At 65.0% G+C, this 17,379-nt stretch carries 14 protein-coding genes; 4 read left to right on the top strand and 10 right to left on the bottom strand.

Features of this window, described 5'->3' with window-relative positions:
* Positions 1 to 34 precede the first annotated feature (34 nt).
* The 3 genes from ACN6KF_RS22360 to ACN6KF_RS22350 all read right to left on the bottom strand — a co-directional run bounded on the left by ACN6KF_RS22360 (position 35) and on the right by ACN6KF_RS22350 (position 3,841).
* Positions 35 to 2,002 (bottom strand): family 2A encapsulin nanocompartment cargo protein cysteine desulfurase, encoded by a 1,968-nt coding sequence (locus ACN6KF_RS22360; protein ID WP_434958967.1) that lies wholly within the window; start codon positions 2,000 to 2,002, stop codon positions 35 to 37.
* Positions 2,003 to 2,324: 322 nt separating this feature from the next.
* Entirely contained in the window at positions 2,325 to 3,272 is a 948-nt protein-coding gene (locus tag ACN6KF_RS22355) for a family 2A encapsulin nanocompartment shell protein (protein WP_434958966.1), read from the bottom strand.
* 158 nt (positions 3,273 to 3,430) lie between these two features.
* On the bottom strand, positions 3,431 to 3,841 hold the full coding sequence (locus ACN6KF_RS22350; RefSeq protein ID WP_434958965.1) for a hypothetical protein: 411 nt from the start codon (positions 3,839 to 3,841) through the stop codon (positions 3,431 to 3,433).
* A gap of 257 nt (positions 3,842 to 4,098) precedes the next feature.
* Here ACN6KF_RS22350 and epsC point away from each other — a divergent pair, with 257 nt between their 5' ends.
* The 4 genes from epsC (at position 4,099) to ACN6KF_RS22330 (ending at position 8,870) form a co-directional block, all read left to right on the top strand.
* Positions 4,099 to 5,061 carry a serine O-acetyltransferase EpsC gene (epsC, locus tag ACN6KF_RS22345; protein WP_434958964.1) on the top strand — a complete coding sequence of 321 codons (963 nt, stop codon included), beginning with the start codon at positions 4,099 to 4,101 and terminating at the stop codon, positions 5,059 to 5,061.
* Between the two features lie 161 nt (positions 5,062 to 5,222).
* Positions 5,223 to 6,674 (top strand): APC family permease, encoded by a 1,452-nt coding sequence (locus ACN6KF_RS22340; RefSeq protein ID WP_434958963.1) that lies wholly within the window; start codon positions 5,223 to 5,225, stop codon positions 6,672 to 6,674.
* A complete protein-coding gene (locus ACN6KF_RS22335) occupies positions 6,674 to 7,543 on the top strand; it encodes an alpha/beta fold hydrolase (protein ID WP_434958962.1) in 870 nt (289 codons plus the stop codon). The genes ACN6KF_RS22340 and ACN6KF_RS22335 overlap by 1 nt, the downstream gene beginning before the upstream one ends.
* Positions 7,536 to 8,870, top strand: coding sequence for a tetratricopeptide repeat protein (locus ACN6KF_RS22330; RefSeq protein ID WP_434958961.1), 1,335 nt, complete (start codon positions 7,536 to 7,538; stop codon positions 8,868 to 8,870). Before ACN6KF_RS22335 ends, ACN6KF_RS22330 begins: the two co-directional genes overlap by 8 nt.
* 15 nt (positions 8,871 to 8,885) lie before the next feature.
* Here the strand turns inward: ACN6KF_RS22330 and ACN6KF_RS22325 are convergent, their stop codons facing one another.
* The 7 genes from ACN6KF_RS22325 to ACN6KF_RS22295 all read right to left on the bottom strand — a co-directional run bounded on the left by ACN6KF_RS22325 (position 8,886) and on the right by ACN6KF_RS22295 (position 17,324).
* On the bottom strand, positions 8,886 to 9,917 hold the full coding sequence (locus ACN6KF_RS22325) for a PLP-dependent cysteine synthase family protein (RefSeq protein ID WP_434958960.1): 1,032 nt from the start codon (positions 9,915 to 9,917) through the stop codon (positions 8,886 to 8,888).
* Between the two features lie 89 nt (positions 9,918 to 10,006).
* Positions 10,007 to 11,068, bottom strand: a complete 1,062-nt coding sequence (locus ACN6KF_RS22320; RefSeq protein ID WP_434958959.1) for an LLM class flavin-dependent oxidoreductase — start codon at positions 11,066 to 11,068, stop codon at positions 10,007 to 10,009.
* Between the two features lie 226 nt (positions 11,069 to 11,294).
* Positions 11,295 to 12,230 carry an ABC transporter substrate-binding protein gene (locus tag ACN6KF_RS22315; RefSeq protein ID WP_434958958.1) on the bottom strand — a complete coding sequence of 312 codons (936 nt, stop codon included), beginning with the start codon at positions 12,228 to 12,230 and terminating at the stop codon, positions 11,295 to 11,297.
* A gap of 84 nt (positions 12,231 to 12,314) precedes the next feature.
* Entirely contained in the window at positions 12,315 to 14,099 is a 1,785-nt protein-coding gene (locus tag ACN6KF_RS22310) for an amino acid ABC transporter permease/ATP-binding protein (protein ID WP_434958957.1), read from the bottom strand.
* Positions 14,100 to 14,182: 83 nt separating this feature from the next.
* Entirely contained in the window at positions 14,183 to 14,797 is a 615-nt protein-coding gene (locus ACN6KF_RS22305) for a GNAT family N-acetyltransferase (RefSeq protein WP_434958956.1), read from the bottom strand.
* Positions 14,794 to 16,008: a M20 aminoacylase family protein gene (locus ACN6KF_RS22300; RefSeq protein ID WP_434958955.1), complete on the bottom strand. Its 1,215-nt coding sequence runs from the start codon at positions 16,006 to 16,008 to the stop codon at positions 14,794 to 14,796. Before ACN6KF_RS22300 ends, ACN6KF_RS22305 begins: the two co-directional genes overlap by 4 nt.
* Positions 16,008 to 17,324: an LLM class flavin-dependent oxidoreductase gene (locus ACN6KF_RS22295; RefSeq protein ID WP_434959740.1), complete on the bottom strand. Its 1,317-nt coding sequence runs from the start codon at positions 17,322 to 17,324 to the stop codon at positions 16,008 to 16,010. Before ACN6KF_RS22295 ends, ACN6KF_RS22300 begins: the two co-directional genes overlap by 1 nt.
* Between the last annotated feature and the right edge of the window lie 55 nt (positions 17,325 to 17,379).

The raw sequence follows: 17,379 nt of genomic DNA, 5'->3' as shown, positions 1-17,379 counted from the left end.
TTGGAGCGCGGACTGGAAGTCCGCGCTCCAAGGATCAGCGATAGCCCCGCCCGCTCTGGATCTTTCTCAGCGCCGCCACCAGCGCATCGACATCGTCATACGTATTGTAGAAGGCCAGCGACGGCCGCACCGTGCTTTCCAGGCCGAAGCGGCGCAGGATCGGCTGGGCACAGTGATGGCCGGCGCGCACCGCGATGCCCTCGCGATCGAGCGCCACGCCGACATCCTGGGTCCGGCAGCCATCCAGCACGAAGGAGAGCACGCTCGCCTTTTCCTTGGCGGTGCCGATCAGCTTGAGGCCGGGCACGCTAAGCATATGCTCGGTGGCGTAGACCAGGAGTTCATGCTCATAGCGGCCGATCACATCCATGCCGATCGTCTCGACATAGTCGAGCGCCGCGCCGAGCCCTACCGCGTCGGCGATGTTGCCGGTGCCGGCCTCGAAGCGCTCGGGCGGGCCGTGATAGATCGTCTTCTCGAAGGTGACGTCGGCGATCATGTTGCCGCCGCCCTGCCAGGGCGGCAGATGGGCGAGCACATCGGGCTTGCCGTGCACCACGCCGATGCCGGTCGGACCGAACACCTTGTGCCCGGAGAACACGAAGAAATCGGCATCGAGCGCCTGCACGTCGGTGCGCATATGCGAGACCGACTGGGCACCGTCGACAACGACCGTGGCGCCGTGGCGCTTGGCGATGGCGACCATCTCCCGCGTCGGCGTCACCGTGCCGAGCGCATTGGAGACCTGGGTGATCGAGACGATGCGCGTACGCGGATTGATGAGCTTCTCATATTCCTCGAGGATCACCTGCCCTGTGTCGTCGACCGGCGCGACACGCAGCTTGGCGCCCTTCTCGGCGGCGAGCATCTGCCAGGGCACGATATTGGCGTGGTGCTCCAGCCAGGTGACCAGGATCTCGTCGCCTTCCCCGACATGGCGGCGTCCGAAGGCCTGCGCGATCAGGTTGATGCCCTCGGTGGTGCCGCGCACGAAGATGATGTCGCGGGTCGAGCCGGCATTGAGGAAGCGCCGCACTTTTTCGCGCGCGCCCTCATAGGCGTCGGTTGCCCGCGCCGCCAGCGCATGGGCCGCGCGATGGATGTTGGAATTCTCATGCTCGTAGAAATGGCTGAGGCGGTCGATCACCGCCTGCGGCTTCTGAGTGGTTGCCGCATTGTCGAGCCAGATCAATGGCTTGCCATGCACCTGCGTCTGCAGGATCGGGAAGTCGCGCTTGACCGATTGCGCATCGAAGGGACGGCCCGATGGGGCGAGATCCGGCACCGCGTCGGGACGCAGTTCCAGGGAAATCGCACTGAAATCAGGAAGGCGCGGGGCAGCCGGAACGGCGGGCGAGCCCACCTGCGGCGCGACCGACGGAATTTGCGGACTCGGTGGCGCCACCGGAACGGCTGGCGGGGTGGCGAGAGGCGGCGCAGGCGGTTGCGAGGGAGCGAGGGATTGTCCGTCGCGCAGGAAATAATAGCCATCCCCGGACGGCTGGGCGATCGAGCCGGGAACGGAGGCCGTGGACGGAGCCTGCAAAGGTGCGGCGGCGGCCACGTCGGGACGCAGCAGCGATAGAAACTCTGCAAGACCCGGCGGCAGGGCGGAGAAGTCGACCTGGGTCGGCACACTGGGCACGAAGGGACCGGCCGAGCCACCGGGCTGCGGCACGTCCGAGGGGACTGCCGACGCACCCGATAGCGGCTGCGGAGCGGTGGCAGGCGCGATCGGGATGGTCGGTGTCGGCACGATCGAGGGAATGGTCACGGGCGGCAGGTCCGGCGGGCCGACAGGCGGGCGTGCCGGCACCTGCGGGGCGACGCTGGTGGTGATGGAAGGCGCCGGCGCCAGCGTCGGGCTCGGCGGGACCGCCGGCACGGTTGGCGCCAGCGGCACGGTGCCCTGGCCGGGGGGTGCCTGGAACAGGGCATTGGCGAGATCTGCCAGCACCGTCGGATCCGGCCAGGTCGGGCTTGAGGTAAGGCCTGATGTCATCGAGCGGGAGCTCCTTAAAAAGGGCGGTCGTCATGGCAGGGAATGGCTCCTATCCCTGCCCAGAGAAGCGCGGCTTGCCTTCCCCACGAGGTTGGGGAAGGTGGCCCGACGAAGTCGGGTCGGGAGGGGTGTGGCGGGCAGCGCGGTGTATTTGACGAGATGGCACCACGGTCGCGCGAGCTTCGGAGATGGCGTCACGCTGCCCTCCACACCCCTCCCGACCCGACTTCGTCGGGCCACCCTCCCCACTTCGTGGAGAGGGCCGATCGCACCATACTCGGTATGGCCGAGATAAAGGCTCGCCTGTCGGCATCAGCCCCGATCAGACATATTTGTCGGGATAGTCGTGATATTTGCCGACCTCGACGCCTTCCAGCACGGCCAGGGCATCATGGGTGAGGATGGCCGATGAGCAGTAGAGCGAGATCAGGTAGGAGGCGATGGCCTTGCGGTTGATGCCCATGAAGCGCACCGACAGGCTGGGCTGCACCTCGCCGGGCACGCCGGGCTGGAACAGGCCGATGACGCCTTGCTTCTTCTCGCCGGTGCGCAGCAGCAGGATGTTGCTCTTGCCCTTGGCGTCGACCTCCAGCTTGTCGCTCGGCACCAGCGGCAGGCCACGCCAGGTCAGGAAGGGCGTGCCGAACAAGGTTACGGTCGGCGGCGGCACGCCGCGGCGGGTGCATTCGCGGCCGAAGGCGGCGATGGCGCGCGGATGGGCCAGGAAGAAGGAAGGTTCCTTCCAGACTTTGGTGATCAGCTCGTCCAGATCGTCGGGCGTGGGAGCGCCGGTACGGGTCTTGATGCGCTGGCTGGCCTGCGCATTGGGCAGGAGCCCATATTCCTTGTTGTTGACCAGTTCGTTCTCCTGCTTCTCCTTCACCTTCTCGATGAGGAGCCGCAGCTGTTCCTGGATCTGGTCGTAGGGATGGCTGTAGAGATCGGAGACGCGGGTCTGCACGTCGAGCACCGTGGTGACGGCATTCAACGAATATTCGCGCGGCGCCTCCTCATAGTCGACGAAGGTCTCCGGCAGGTCCGGATCCTGGTCGCGGCGGGGCGAGCACTCGACTTCGGCGCTGATGTCACCCTGGTCTTCCTTGACCCGGTTGAGGCGATAGATGCCGGCTTCCACCGGTGTCCAGGGCAGGAAGGAAACCAGCCAGCGCGGCGTGATGCCGGACCACTGGGCCCTGGTCTTGGTGGCATTGGCAAGCTGTCTTGCCGCCGCTTCGTTCAATGTTCGGCGAACGGCGGGTTCATCGGCCATACGGTGCTCCTTGTCTGGTTCATGGCGCGGAAGAAGATCTGGATTTGCCCTGTATCGAGGCCGGCAAGGCTCCGGACAAATGGGCTAACAACCGACGTGTCACGTGGCTTTGGCAAACCCCGCGAGCAACGCGTGAAATAGGCTCGAACCTCGCCATTTCAGGCCCTTTCCCCGGCCACGGTGTCGGCGAGCGGGGCTGGCGCCGTCGGCGCAACTGAGTAGGGACGCTGGGCGTCCCGGTAGAAGTCGAGAGCCTTGTCGATGAGGCTGGCCGAACGGTGGAAGCGGTCGGACAGGATCAGGATGGTCTGGTCGCGGGTGAAACCGTCTTCGCGTATGGCGTCGAAGGCTTCGCCGATATCGAGCCATTGCGCCGGCGGCCGCCGGTTGCGGCGGTCACGGTCGGGCTTGGCGGGATCGAGCAGTTCGGCGATCAGGCTGAGGAATTGCGGCGAGGCATAGGCTTCGCGCAGCCACGCGCCCGCCTGCTGCTTGGCGGCGATGATGCGGCCCTGCTCGATCAGCCTGCGCAGATAGGCCGTACGGGGGCAATAGCGCGCCTTAGCCACGGCCGGCCTCTGTCGCTGGCGCAAGACCGGCTGGCCCAGTATCGGGACGGAAGCGGATCGCGGGCAACGACGGGGCAAAGGCAGGTCTCATGAGGCGTTCCGTGTGGCGAGTTCGATCTTGAGAACACAGCTTCGATTGAAATTTACAATTTGTCTATAGAAATAGTAGATAATTAAATTTAGAACGACGGGGGCGATGCATGGCGGAGCATCTCCGCCGGTTCTCCCGACCCCTGCCGCCGAGAAGAGGCCGTGCCATGAACGAGATCGCACAGCATGCCATCGCCTTGCAGGAAGAGGCATCGACCGCCACGCGGCCGCCCACGCCGGGCTGGAATCTCGATGCCCTGGTGGCGCAACTCAGGCTCTCTCGTGAGATCACCCACAATATCCGCCATCAGGGCCGCATCCGCCGCACGCCTTCGCGCGAGACGGTGACGACCATTCTCGACGGGCTGAAGGCCGCCCTCTTTCCCAGCCATTACGGCCAGTCGGAAATCGGTGCCGGCAATATCGATTATTTCGTCGGCTCGACACTCGACAATGCCCTGATCCTGCTCACCGAACAGGTGCGCCGCAGCCTTGCCTTCACGCGCGACGATTCCGTGCCGGAGAACAGCCTGCGCGAGCAGGCCCTGGCGATCACCAGCACTTTCGCCGGCCGGTTGCCCGCCATTCGGGGTGTGCTGGTCAGCGACCTCACCGCTGCCTTCCGCGGCGATCCCGCCGCGACGAATTTCCCCGAGATCCTGCTTGGCTATCCCGGCATGACGGCGATCATCTATCATCGTCTCGCCCATGCCCTGCATGGCCTGGACGCCACGTTCCTGGCCCGGCTGATCTCCGACATCGCCCATTCGAAGACAGGGATCGACATCCATCCCGGCGCCGAGATCGGCGGCAGTTTCTTCATCGACCACGGCACCGGCGTGGTTGTTGGCGAAACCGCCGTCATCGGCGAGCGCGTGCGTCTCTACCAGGCCGTGACGCTGGGAGCCCGCCATTTTCCCACCGACGAGAACGGTGCGCTCGTCAAGGGCAGCCCCCGCCATCCCATCGTCGAGGACGACGTCGTCATCTATGCCGGCGCCACCGTACTCGGCCGCATCACCATCGGCCGCGGCTCGGCCATCGGCGGCAATGTCTGGCTGACCCGCAGCGTGCCGCCCGGGAGCCAGATCACCCAGGCCCATGCCCGCAGCAACGGACAGGTCGACTAGACCAAGCTCGCAGGCTTTCGCATTGCCTCCTGCTATGCGCGGGAAGGCTTGTAATTTTTTATTATATAAAGTCTATAGATTTAATTGACATAACTTCAAAAGCCACTGATGCTGACAATCGGCCGGTGCGGGCCGTCCGCGCCGACGACGCGGGGAAGACCATGAGCAGCGTGACGACTGAGGGCGCCCAAGCCGCGCCCCTCGAAGGCAGGGGCTCCCTTGCCAGCAACCGCCTTTCACTACCGGAAGTGATCGCCCAGTCGATCGGCACGGTCGCTCCCTCTGGCACGCCGGCTCTGGTCATTCCCGTGGTTTTCGGGGTAGCCGGCAACGGGACATGGCTCGCTTATCTGTTCGCCACTATCGCCCTGCTGTTCGTTTCCTGGAACATCAACCAGTTCGCCCGCCGCACCGCCAATCCCGGTGCACTCTATGTCTTCGCCGGCCAGGGCCTCGGTGGTTTCTGGGGCGTCGTCGCAGGCTGGTCGCTGCTGATCGCCTATCTCTTTACCGCGGCGGCCGTGATCGGCGGTGCAGTGACCTCCCTGCTCGTACTCGCCCACACCTTCGGCATTCAGGAGGCTGATGGGGCCCTTACCCTCGTCGTCAGCCTCCTGGTCATCGTCGCCGCGTGGTGGTTCGCCTATCGCGACATCCGTCTGTCGACGAGGACAACCCTGATCATCGAACTGGCCACCGTCGCACTGATCCTGGTCGTGGTGCTGGGTTCGATCTTCTGGGTTGGACCCGCCATAGACAACGCGCAATTCACACTGGAAGGCGTCGGCGCCGACCAGTTGCGCCTCGGCCTGGTGCTGGCCTTCTTCAGCTTCGTCGGCTTCGAGAGCGCCACGACATTGGGGGCGGAAGCCCGCGACCCCTATCGCGCCATTCCGCGCGCCGTGATCGTCAGCGTAGTGGCGATCGGGCTGCTCTTCATCGTCAGCGCCTATGGCCTGACCGGCGCCTTCCACGCTCTGCCGGTGACACTGGACAAGGCCGAAGCTCCTCTGACCACCGCGGCCCAGGGCATTAACCTGGGCTGGGTCGGCAGCCTGATCGATCTCGGCGTGGCGCTGAGCTTCTTTGCCTGCACCCTGGGCAGCCTGAATGCCGGCGCCCGCGTGCTCTACGCCCTTTCCGGGCATGGCCTGTTCCATGGCTCGGCCGGCAATGCCCACAAAGTCAATGCCACCCCGCATGTCGCGGTCACCATCCTGGCGGTGGTTGCCATCGCCCTCTCGCTGGCCCTCACGCAGACGGGCTACGGCCTTCTCGATGCCTTCGGCCTGCTCGGCAGCGTTGCCACTTTCGGCTTCCTGTTCGCCTATATTCTGGCCGCGGCCGGCGTGCCCTTCTTTCTCAGCCGTATCGGCGAGTTCAGGCCTTGGCACGGGCTGGTGAGCCTCATCACCATTGTCTTGCTGCTGATCCCGCTGGCCGGCAGCGTCTATCCCATTCCGGCCTGGCCCTTCTCGATCCTGCCCTACATCTTCCTCGGCCTGCTGGCGCTTGGCGTGATCTGGTTCCTCGTCCTGCGCGTCGCACGCCCCGCGTCCCTGGCCGCGCTCGAACAGGATCTCCTCTCCACCGGCAACCGCACGGAGCGGTGATGACACAGATTTCCGCGCCGACCGCTCCCCTCCCGGGTGTTCGAAATCGCTCTGTCGAACTGCCCAACGGCTTGCGTCACCATTTCGTCGAGGTGGGGAGCGATGGCCCTCCGCTCGTGCTGCTGCACGGCTACACCGACAGCTGGCGCAGTTTCGAACCCCTCTTCGCCCGGCTTGGCCAGCAATTTCGCCTGTTGGTCTTGGACCAGCGCGGGCATGGCGGCTCGGATGCCGCCGAGCAATACGCCATTGCCGACTTCGCAGGCGATGCCATCGACTTCATCGAGGCGGTGGTGGGAGGGCCGGTCCATCTTGCCGGCCATTCGCTTGGCAGCATCGTCGCCCAACGCGTGGCAGCCCGCCGGACCGACCTTGTTCACAGCCTGGTGCTGATCGGCGCCGCGCCCGACGCGGCGGGCCATGCAGGCCTTCTCGAACTGCGCACCGAATTGGCTGGCCTGTCGTCGACCATCCCGCGCGATTTCATCGAGGCTTTCCAGAAAGGCACGACCTTCGCGCAGCTCTCCGACCCACAGCTTGCCATTTTCGTCGAGGAAAGCCTCAAGCTGGCACCCGAGACCTGGCGCAAGGTTCTTGACGGCCTCGTCGACGAACGCGCACCGCCACGACAGACTCTCAACTTGCCAGCCCTGGCACTTTGGGGCGCGCAGGACAGCGTGTTCGACGAGGGCACGCAGATCCGCCTCGCCCGTCATATTCCCGATCTCACCGCGATCCATTATCCTGCCATCGGCCATGCGCCGCATTGGGAAAGCCCTGCGCGGGCGGCTCAGGACATCGCCAATTTTCTCGCCGCTGTCGAAGAGGAAACCGTCGCAGCCAAGAAGGACGACCGTCATCATGCCTAAGGACGCTCAGGGACTCGAGATCACCGGCTCGCCGGCCTCGGTACAGGCTCTCGATCAGGCCGTCAGCGACTACTATGCCTGGAAGGGTGACCCTGTCGCCGTGCTGCAGGAGGCAGTCGACCGCGACCCGGCCTTCACCCTGGGACACAGCGCGATCGCTTCCTTGCTGGTGCTCAATGGCCTGCGCGGCGATCATCCCGCCGTGACCGCGGCGCTGTCGGCGGCCCAGGCTTCGATCGGCGGTGCCGGTACCCGCGAAAACCGCCATCTCCAGGCGGCGCAGGCCTGGGCATCAGGCCAGATCGTTGTCGCCACCAATATCTGGGAAGACATCCTCATCGACCATCCCGTCGACGCCCTGGCGCTGCGATTTGCCCATGACAGCTATTTCTATCTCGGCCATTCGCTCAGCATTCGCGATTCCGTCGCGCGGGTGCTGCCGGCCTGGGATCCGCAGGGCGCCAATTACGGCTATGTCCTCGGCCAATACGCCTTTGGCCTGGAAGAGGCCGGGGAGCTGCGCCACGCCGAAGAGGTCGGCCGCGCCGCCATCGCCCGCAATGCCGAGGATGGCTGGGCCGTGCACGCCGTGGCCCATGTGCTGGAAACCGAAAGCCGCCAGGCCGAAGGCATCGAGTTCCTCAAGGCCTCGCGCCCGGCCTGGAGCAAGGCCCACGCCCTCTCCATCCACAATGGCTGGCACCTCGCCCTCTATCTCATCGAGGAAGGCCGCTTCGCCGAGGTGCTGAGCGACTATGACCGTTTCGTCGCGCCGAGGTTGACGGGCGAATCCCTGCTCGACCTCGTCGACGCCTCCGCCCTGCTCTGGCGCCTGGAACTCGCTGGTGCCGATGTCGGTGGGCGCTGGGCTCCCCTCGCCGAAAGCTGGCTCGGCCATGTCGACGAGCATGTGCTGGTGTTCAACGACCTCCATCTCGCTCTTGCCGTGTCGAGGGCTGATAATGCCGAGGGGGTGCAGCGTCTGCGCCGTTCGCTCGACGCCTATGCCCGCGACGGGATCGGCGACAACAGGGATATCACGGTCGATGTCGGCCGCCGCCTCGTCGACGGCGTCCTCGCCTTTGCCGAAGGCGACTATGCAAGGAGCATCGAGCTGATCCTGCCGGTGCGCTACAAGGTCATCCGCATCGGCGGCAGCCATGCCCAGCGCGATCTGGTGACGCAGACCCTGATCGCCGCTGCCGAACGCTCTGGGCGGACCAATCTGGCCAGGGCGCTGCTGGCAGAGCGCCTCGCGGTTCGCCCGACGGAGCGCACCAGGCAGGCCTATGCACGGGCCGGCGGCGTGACGGCGGGGCACGCCTGATCGATCTTGCGCTCGCTATTCTGCTGCGCTCGGCCGCTCCACGCCGGGCGCCGTCTCCAGTGGCCACCAGGTAGAGCCGAGATAGCGCTCGCCCGTATCGGGCAGGAGGGCGACGATGACCTTGCCGGCGTTCTCCGCCCGGGCCGCCAATTGGGTGGCAGCCCAGAGCACGGCGCCTGAGGAAGTGCCGGCGAAGATGCCTTCTTCCGCCACCAGCTCCAGCGCCGTCCGGCGCGCCTGCGCCGTGCCCAGCGCGATGATCTCGTCGGCGATCCCGGTATCGAAATTCTTCGGCAGTTGCTCTGGCGGCACCTCGCTCACCTTGTGTACGCCATCGATCTCGTCGGGATAGGGGTTCTCCTCCGTCGGAATAGATCCTTCGGCCGGCTCGGCGATCACCACTTTCAGGCTGGGTTTCTTCGATTTGAGGAAGCGCCCGGCGCCGGCCGTGGTGCCGCCGGTGCCGACCCCGCCGACAAGAATGTCGACGCTGCCGGCCGTATCGCGCCAGATCTCCGGACCCGTCGTCTCGAAATGGACCCGCGGATTGGCGGGATTGGCGAGTTGGTCGGCGAAGAAGGCCGAGGGATTTTCCTCGCGGATGCGCTGCGTGATCTTGTCGATCGCCTCCGGGTCGAGGAAGAACTCGTTCTTCACCGTGACGATCTCCGCCCCGTAGAGGCGCAGCAGCTTGACCTTGTCCTGGCTGATATTGTCGCTGACATAGAACTTGGCCCGATAGCCCCGCGAGGCCGCCACCGCGGCCAGGCCGATGCCGGTATTGCCGCTAGTCACGTCGACGATGAGATCGCCGCGGTGCAGCCGGCCGGCCACCTCGGCCTCCGCGATGATGGCCCAGGCCACACGATCCTTGATGCTGCCGGCGGGATTGAAGAACTCGATCTTGGCGACGATCCGCCCGAACAGATTGCGGTTGCGGGCATAATTGTGCAGCTCGAGCAGCGGCGTGTTGCCGATCAGATCGGTGAGATTGTCGTGGATCTGGCCAGGCTTTGCCACGGCTGCGCGGAGATTGCCGGAATTCATGTCATGTCTCGACTGTCTTGGTGAGGGCTGCTTCGGAGCGCGGACTTCTCAGCGACAGGTTCGCCTGTCGCGATATCCGCATCGTCCTTTCAGAAATGCCGCGCACGGGCTGAAAAAGAAGCGGACTGGAAGTCCGCGCTCCCAGCGCCCCAGCCAAGTTCGGGCGCAATGCGCTGGATGAAATCGGTGAGGATCTGCTCGTAGTCGTGCTGCCCGAAGGCATAGGGAAGCTCCAGCCTGAATTCACCGACCCCAGCGAGCACCGGATCGGCGATGAGGCGCTCCAGGATCTGATCGGAGGAACCCACGAGATCGGCAGCATAGAGCGTGCGCCGGGGACCATTGGGCGCGAGCGTGCGGGCATGCCGGCTCGCGGCATAGTCGGCATAGCGCTGCCGCGTCACCCGATCGGCACTGTCATAGGGCACGATGACACGGCCGAGGGCGACGCGGGGCCGGGCCGAAGCCGCGCGATAGGTTTCGAGCTGGCGCACCTGCGCCTCGAAGAAATCGTCGGTGCCCTCGCCCGTGGTGACGTTGCCCATCAGCAGGTTGAAACCGCTGCGGCCGGCCCATTCGGCCGAACGCAGCGAGCCGCCGCCGTACCAGAGGCGTTCGACCAGTCCCTTGGCATAGGGCTGCAGGCGGGGCCGGATGCGACCACCGGGAATGTCGATCAGGCTGTCGGGCGCCCCGAGATAGCTGCCGCGGAGATTATCGGCCAGCCGTTGCACCCTCGCATGGGAGAAGTCATGGCTGCGCCAGTCGCCGTCGAAAACCAGCGGCGCCAGCAATTCGGCATGCGGCGGCGTGCCGGCGCTGAGGCCGACATTGAGCCGCCCGCGCGAGAGCACGTCGACGGTGGCAAGATCCTCGGCCAGGCGATAGGGGCTCTCATAGCCGATCGGGATCACCGCGGTGCCGAGCTGGATGTGGCGGGTGCGCTGGCTCGCCGCCGCCAGGAAGACCGCCGCAGCGGAGACGCCCGGTTCGAGATGGCGCTGGCGCACCCAGGCGCTGTCATAGCCGAGGCTTTCGCCGAGCTCGAACAGCTGCAGCGTGCGCTCCAGGCCGCCCGCCGGATCATCGTCCGGATAGCTCCCCGGCGAGAGGAAGCCGACATGGCTGACGAGGGGAGAAGGCATGGGCATCCTTTCGGAAAGAGGCGCGCCGATCCTTCCCCGACTTCGGGGAAGGTGTCGCTGCGCAGCAGCGACGGAAGGAGGAGAGTGGTGCGCACCCGTCAGACTTGGGCGGCTTGGCACCACTCTCCCCCACCCGACCCTTCGGGCCACCCTCCCCGAAGTCGGGGAGGGATTGTCGCGCAACAAGCCTAAGGTTGGCGTCTACACATGGTGGCAATGGTCATGACCGCCCTCAGCTCTTCGGCAGGCCCTGGGGGTTGGTCTCGGCCTTCTCGATCGCCTCGGCGCTCAGGTTCCAGCGGGCGAGCGTCCTGGCATATTTGCCGTCCTTGATCAGGCCGTTGACAGCGATCGTCACGGCATCGGCGAGACCGCCGCCCTTGCGGGTGGTGACGGCGATATCGGCTGTGATCGGCCAGCCGCCCGAAATGGTGCCGACCAGCTTGGTCTTGCCCGTCTGCGCCGACTGGAAGGCCTGGGTGGCGTTCACGCTGAAGGTGATGTCGGCGCGGCCGGATTGCAGCGCCAGCGTCTTCACCGCATCGTCGTCGTAATACTGCACCTCGATCGGTTTGAGGCCGGCGGCCTGATTCTGCTTGTCCCAAGCCAGCAGGATCTTCTCCTGGTTGGTACCGGCATCGGTGATCACCTTCAGGCCGGCAATGTCCTTGGGCTCCTTCACCGAGGTGATCGGGCTGTCCGACTTGACATAGAGGCCGAGAATGTCACGCCGATAGGTGGAGAAATCGAACTTCTCCTTGCGCTCCTCGGTCACCGTGACGTTGGTGATCACGGCATCATATTTACCCGAGGAGAGGCCGAGCGGCCAATCCGCCCAAGTCACCGTCTCCAGCACCAATTCCTTGCCGAGGCTGTCGGCCACCAATTGCGCAAGATCCGGGTCGAAGCCGACGGGCGTCTTGGAATCGGTGGCATAGGTCACGATCGGCGGCAGGCCGGGATTGACCGCCACGGTGAATTTGCCATCCCGCACGAATTTGGCATCCTTGGCGATCGCCTTGATCGCCTCCTCGTTCTTGTCGGCACGCAGGCGGCCGGGTTGCTCCGGGCTGAGATCGAATTCGCCGGCGAAAGCGGCAAAGCTGAGGCCGAGGGCCAGGGCGGCCGCAAGGGCGCCGGCGGCGATAGAGGCGGAACGGGTCGTCATGGAGTCTCCTGATCGGGCTTGAGAGGAAGGGTCGCGCCGGCGGCTCCCAGCGCGCCGACATGGACGTCGAAAAAGCTTGGGCGTTCACAGAACCTTGGCGAGGAATTCGCCCAGGCGGGAATGGGCGGGCGCATTGAAAAGCAAGGCGGGCGGGCCAGATTCGAGGACGCGGCCGTTCTCCATGAACACCACGGTATCGGCCACTTCCCGGGCGAAGCCGACTTCATGGGTCACAATCACCATGGTGGTGCCGGAGGTGGCGAGTTCCTTGATCACTTCAAGCACTTCGCCGACCAGTTCGGGATCGAGGGCGGATGTCGGCTCGTCGAACAGGATGACCTTGGGCTTGAGCGCCAGGGCCCTGGCAATGGCAACGCGCTGCTGCTGGCCGCCGGAAAGCTGGCGGGGATAGGCATCCGCCTTGTCGGCGAGGCCGATGCGGCTGAGGAGATCGCGGGCCTGTTCGAGGGCCACGGCGCGCGGCACCTTCTGCACCGAGACCGGCGCCTCGATGATGTTTTCGAGCACGGTAAGATGCGGGAACAGGTTGAAGTTCTGGAACACCATGCCGATCGAGGCACGGCGGCGACGGATCGCGCCTTCCTTCAGTTCGTAGAGCACATTGCCGCGGCGCTCATAGCCGATCAGCTCACTATCGATGGCGATGAAGCCTTCGCTCGCACGTTCGAGATGATTGATGGCGCGCAGCAAGGTGGACTTGCCGGCGCCGGAGGGGCCCAGGATCGCGGTGACCTCGCCGGGCCGGACGGTGAGACTGACATTGTCCAATACGGTATGGCTGCCGTAGCGCTTGGACAGGCCATGAATCTCGATCAAGCCTTCCTGCCGGGTCGGGAGCAGTGCCGAAACCAGAGGCTTGCGAACGGCGGGCGCCGACGGCTGCGCTATCGGAGCTGATTTGATTTGGCGGCTATTATCGCGTCCTGTGATACGTTCCAGCAAGGACGCGGGGGCAGTGCGCAAAGCGCCCCTGGCATAATGGCGCTCGATCCTCAGCTGAATGAGCGAGAGCACGCTCATGATGATGAGGTACCAGACCGTCGCCACCATCAGGAGCGGAATGACCTCGAGATTGCGCCGGTAGATGACCTGCACGGTGTAGAACAATTCCGGCAGCGCCAGGACGTAGACCATGGAGGTCGACTTGGCCAAGCCGATGATCTCGTTGAAGCCACTCGGCAGGATGGCACGCATGGCCTGGGGCAACACGATGCCGAGGGCATGCCGGCTTCGCGACAGGCCGAGCGCAGCCGCGGCCTCGTGCTGGCCCTGGTCGACCGACAGGATGCCGCCCCGGATGATCTCGGCCGAGAAGGCCGCCTGGTTGAGGCTGAGGCCGATCAGCGCGACCGAGAAGGGGCTGAGAACCTCCACCAGATTATACTGAGCGAACAGGATGCCGGTGAAGGGAATGCCGATATCCAGCGTGGTGTAGAGATAGCCGAGATTGTTGAGGATCAGCAGCAATACGATCAGCGGGACCGAGCGCAGCAGCCAGATATAGCCCCAGGATATCCCGGCAAGCAGCGGCGATTTGGAGACCCGCGCAAAGGCGAGCGTGCCGCCGAGCAGGAAGCCGAAGATGGAGGCCAGCACGGTGAGCAGCACCGTGCGGGCGAGCCCGACCAGCACCGGCTCGGAGACGAAATATTGCGCGAAGACGTCCCAGCCCCATTTCGGATTGGCCAGGATCGAATAGAGGGTCACCCCGAGGATGAGGACGGCTACCACCGTGCCGACCGCGCGCCAGGGATGCCGGGCCGGCACCACGCGATAACGCGAATAGTCGGACGCATTGCTCGCCTGGGGCCCGGCAAGTACGCCGTCGAAATCCGTGGTGGAGGCCATCCCGCGCTTCCTTCGTTCTTGATTCAGTTAGTCCATAGAAAAAGTAGATTAAATGGCGAAGTAAGGCCGACCAAGCGACCCTGTCAGCCTGCCTTGCGTCCAGCCTGACCCTGTTCCGGCGCCGCTTGGCGCGCGGCTCGGACAGCGCTGAGCGCGACCAACCGGTCGTCTGTTGCCGACGCACCACCTGCGACCGACCGCTCGACTTCGGAGGCGAGATGGGAGATGTCCTTCTCGAAGGGCAGAGAGCCGTAGGTCTCGGGATCCTTGGTGACGTCGAACAGAGCGGTATAGCCGGTCGAGAGATAGAGGCCCGCGGCTTCCGGCTGGCGAAAGCCGGTGGTGAGGTAGATGCGACTATAGCCCTGGCGCGCGGCCTGCGACTCGAGCTCTACCAACACCTTGCGGGCAAGGCCCTGGCGGCGCAGGTCGACATGGGTCCACACGCGCTTGAATTCCGCCGTGTGCTCGTCATAACGCTTGAAGGCGCCGCCGGCGATAGCCACGCCATCACGCAGCAGCAGCACGAAATTGCCATGGGGCGGTGCGAAGAGCTCGGCGGGATAGCGGCTCATTTCCGCCGAACCCGGTTCGCCCCAATAATTGCCATAGCGCGATTGATATTCGAAGGTGAGCGCCTCGACCAGGGGACGTGCCTGTTCGTCGAGCGGGGTCGTATAGAAGAAGATATCTGTCATTTTGCCGGCTCACTATTATCGGAAAGATAATCCTGGACCAGCGCGACCCAGTAGCGCGCCGCATCCACGAGAATGGCATCGTTGAAATCATAATGGGGGTTGTGCAGGTCAGCGCTATCGCCATTGCCGATGAAGAGGTAGCTGCCCGGCCGCTCCTTGAGCATGAAGGCGAAATCCTCGCTCGCGGTGATCGGCCGGAAGGCCTGGCGAATGCGTTCTTCTCCGAAATGGCGGGCCGCTACCTGCCGGGCGAAGTCCGTCTCCCCGGCATGATTGACCAGCACGGGATAGCCGCGTGGATAATGGACTTCGGCGCGCGCGCCGAAGGAAGCGGCATGGCTCTGCGCGAGTTCGATGATGCGTTGGCGCACGTTCTCGCGCACAGTGTCATCGAAGGTGCGAATGGTGAGCTGCAACTCGACGCTGTCGGGGATGACGTTGGGCGCGATGCCGCCATGGATCGAACCGACGGTGACGACCACCGCCTCGAGCGGGTCGACATTGCGCGAGACCACCGTCTGCAGCGCCAGCACCAGGGAGGCGCTGGCCACCACCGGATCGACCGCCTGCTGCGGCTTGGCGCCATGGCCGCCCTTGCCGATGACGCGGATGATGGCAAGGTCCACCGAGGCCATGGTCGGGCCCGCCAGAAAGCCGAACTCGCCAGCGGGTACACCGGGCCAATTGTGCAGCCCGAACACGGCATCGACCGGGAAGCGCTCGAACAGCCCGTCCTTGATCATCGAGCGGGCGCCGCCGCCATTCTCTTCGGCGGGCTGGAAGATCACCCTGAGCGTGCCGGAAAAGGCGCGCGTCGTGGCGAGGTGCTTGGCCGCCGCCAGCAGGATCGAGGTGTGGCCGTCATGGCCGCAGGCATGCATCACCCCCGGCACCGTGCTGGCATAGGGCAGCCCGGTGGCCTCGGTGATCGGCAGGGCGTCCATATCGGCCCGGATGCCGACGGTCCTGCTGCCTCGGCCGCTTTTCAGCGTACCGACCACCCCGGTGCCGCCGACATTGCGCGCCACCTCATAGCCCCAGGATTCGAGGTAACCGGCGACCAGGGCGCTGGTCTTTTCTTCCTTATAGGCGAGCTCCGGTTGAGTATGCAGCTTTCGACGCAGGGCGACGAATTCCTCGCCCAGCGTCGCGATGGCCTGGAGTGCAATCGCCTCTGCCGTGGACGAGGGTGGGGGAAACTGCGCCGTCATCAGGCCGCCTCCTCGCCGGCATCCGGCCCGGCTGCGACCGCATAGCGGCTTTCACGGTAGGGCAGGCCGAGATGGTCCCTGAGCGTGGTGCCGAACTGGGCCGGGCGGTGATGGCCGCGCGCCTCCAGGATCGGCAGGACATGCGTCTCGAAATCGTCGAGGCCGGCTGTCAGCACATGGAAGCCGAGCACGAAGCCATCGGCGGCGCCTCCCTCCGCCCAACGGATCAATTCGTCGGCGATCGCCTCGGGCGTGCCGATGAAGCTGGTGCGCGGGGTCGCAACATCGAGCGCGATCTCGCGCAAGGTGAGCTTCTTCTCCCGTGCAACGCGCTTGATACGATCGGTATGGGCCCGGAAATTATTGGCGCCGATATCGCCGAGCTCCGGAAAGGGCTCGTCGAGCGGATAGGCGGTGAAATCGTGATGGTCGAAGAAACGCCCGAGATAGAGCAGCGCCTCGTGATCCGTCACCAGGGCGCGGATCTCCTGATATTTGCGCTCCGCCTCCTCTTCACTCGATCCCACGATCGGGGCGACGCCCGGAAACACCTTGAGATGATCGGCCGAGCGACCATGAGCCAGCGCGCTCTGCTTGAGCTTGCGCGACAGCTCGCGATTGTCCTCGAAGGATTCGGAACCGGCGAACACCGCGTCGGCATGGCGGCCGGCCAGCTTGATACCGTCATCCGAGGCACCGGCCTGGAACAGCACGGGCTGGCCCTGCGGCGAGCGGCTGAGGTTGAGCGGCCCTTCGGCGGCATGGAAGCGGCCCTTGAAATCGAGCCGGTGCATCTTGGCGAAATCGGCATATTGGCCGGTCTCGCGATTGCGCGGGAAGGCATCGTCGTCCCAGCTATCCCACAGCCCCTTGACCACCTCGATATGCTCGCCGGCAATCTCGTAGCGAAGGGCATGTTCGGGGTGTTTGTCGCGATTATAGTTGCGGGCCGAGCCTTCCAGCGGCGAGGTCACCGCGTTCCAGCCGGCACGGCCGCCGCTGATCACGTCAATCGAGCCGAACTGCCGGGCCACGGTGAAGGGATCGGAATAGGAGGTCGAGAGCGTGCCGACCAGGCCGATGCTGGAGGTCGAGGCTGCCAGCGCCGAAAGCAGGGCGATCGGCTCGAAGCGGTTGAGGAAATGCGGAATGGAGACTTCGTTGATATAGAGGCCGTCGGCGATGAAGACGAAGGCGATGCCGGCCTTTTCGGCCTGGCGCGCGGAGCGGACATAATGCTCGAAATTGATGCTGGCATCGGCCGGCACGCTCGGATGCTTCCAGGCGTTCATATGGCCGCCCGGGCCCTGCAGCATCACACCGAAGGGAATGCGTTTCCTGCTCAAATCTCTCTCCTCAAATGCTAAGCGG

Source organism: Labrys methylaminiphilus subsp. lupini, from assembly GCF_051161885.1.
Classification (GTDB): domain Bacteria; phylum Pseudomonadota; class Alphaproteobacteria; order Rhizobiales; family Labraceae; genus Labrys.
The sequence above is the reverse complement of the archived record's forward strand: the minus strand, read 5'-3'. Positions and strand labels throughout refer to the sequence as shown.

What these genes read in the sequence shown, in the direction of transcription:
- ACN6KF_RS22360 (WP_434958967.1), bottom strand. Translation starts at nt 2,002, where the DNA reads ATGACATCAGGCCTTACCTCAAGCCCGACCTGGCCGGATCCGACGGTG.
- ACN6KF_RS22355 (WP_434958966.1), bottom strand. Translation starts at nt 3,272, where the DNA reads ATGGCCGATGAACCCGCCGTTCGCCGAACATTGAACGAAGCGGCGGCA.
- epsC (WP_434958964.1), top strand. Translation starts at nt 4,099, where the DNA reads ATGAACGAGATCGCACAGCATGCCATCGCCTTGCAGGAAGAGGCATCG.
- ACN6KF_RS22340 (WP_434958963.1), top strand. Translation starts at nt 5,223, where the DNA reads ATGAGCAGCGTGACGACTGAGGGCGCCCAAGCCGCGCCCCTCGAAGGC.
- ACN6KF_RS22335 (WP_434958962.1), top strand. Translation starts at nt 6,674, where the DNA reads ATGACACAGATTTCCGCGCCGACCGCTCCCCTCCCGGGTGTTCGAAAT.
- ACN6KF_RS22330 (WP_434958961.1), top strand. Translation starts at nt 7,536, where the DNA reads ATGCCTAAGGACGCTCAGGGACTCGAGATCACCGGCTCGCCGGCCTCG.
- ACN6KF_RS22325 (WP_434958960.1), bottom strand. Translation starts at nt 9,917, where the DNA reads ATGAATTCCGGCAATCTCCGCGCAGCCGTGGCAAAGCCTGGCCAGATC.
- ACN6KF_RS22320 (WP_434958959.1), bottom strand. Translation starts at nt 11,068, where the DNA reads ATGCCCATGCCTTCTCCCCTCGTCAGCCATGTCGGCTTCCTCTCGCCG.
- ACN6KF_RS22315 (WP_434958958.1), bottom strand. Translation starts at nt 12,230, where the DNA reads ATGACGACCCGTTCCGCCTCTATCGCCGCCGGCGCCCTTGCGGCCGCC.
- ACN6KF_RS22310 (WP_434958957.1), bottom strand. Translation starts at nt 14,099, where the DNA reads ATGGCCTCCACCACGGATTTCGACGGCGTACTTGCCGGGCCCCAGGCG.
- ACN6KF_RS22305 (WP_434958956.1), bottom strand. Translation starts at nt 14,797, where the DNA reads ATGACAGATATCTTCTTCTATACGACCCCGCTCGACGAACAGGCACGT.
- ACN6KF_RS22300 (WP_434958955.1), bottom strand. Translation starts at nt 16,008, where the DNA reads ATGACGGCGCAGTTTCCCCCACCCTCGTCCACGGCAGAGGCGATTGCA.
- ACN6KF_RS22295 (WP_434959740.1), bottom strand. Translation starts at nt 17,324, where the DNA reads ATGCTGCAGGGCCCGGGCGGCCATATGAACGCCTGGAAGCATCCGAGC.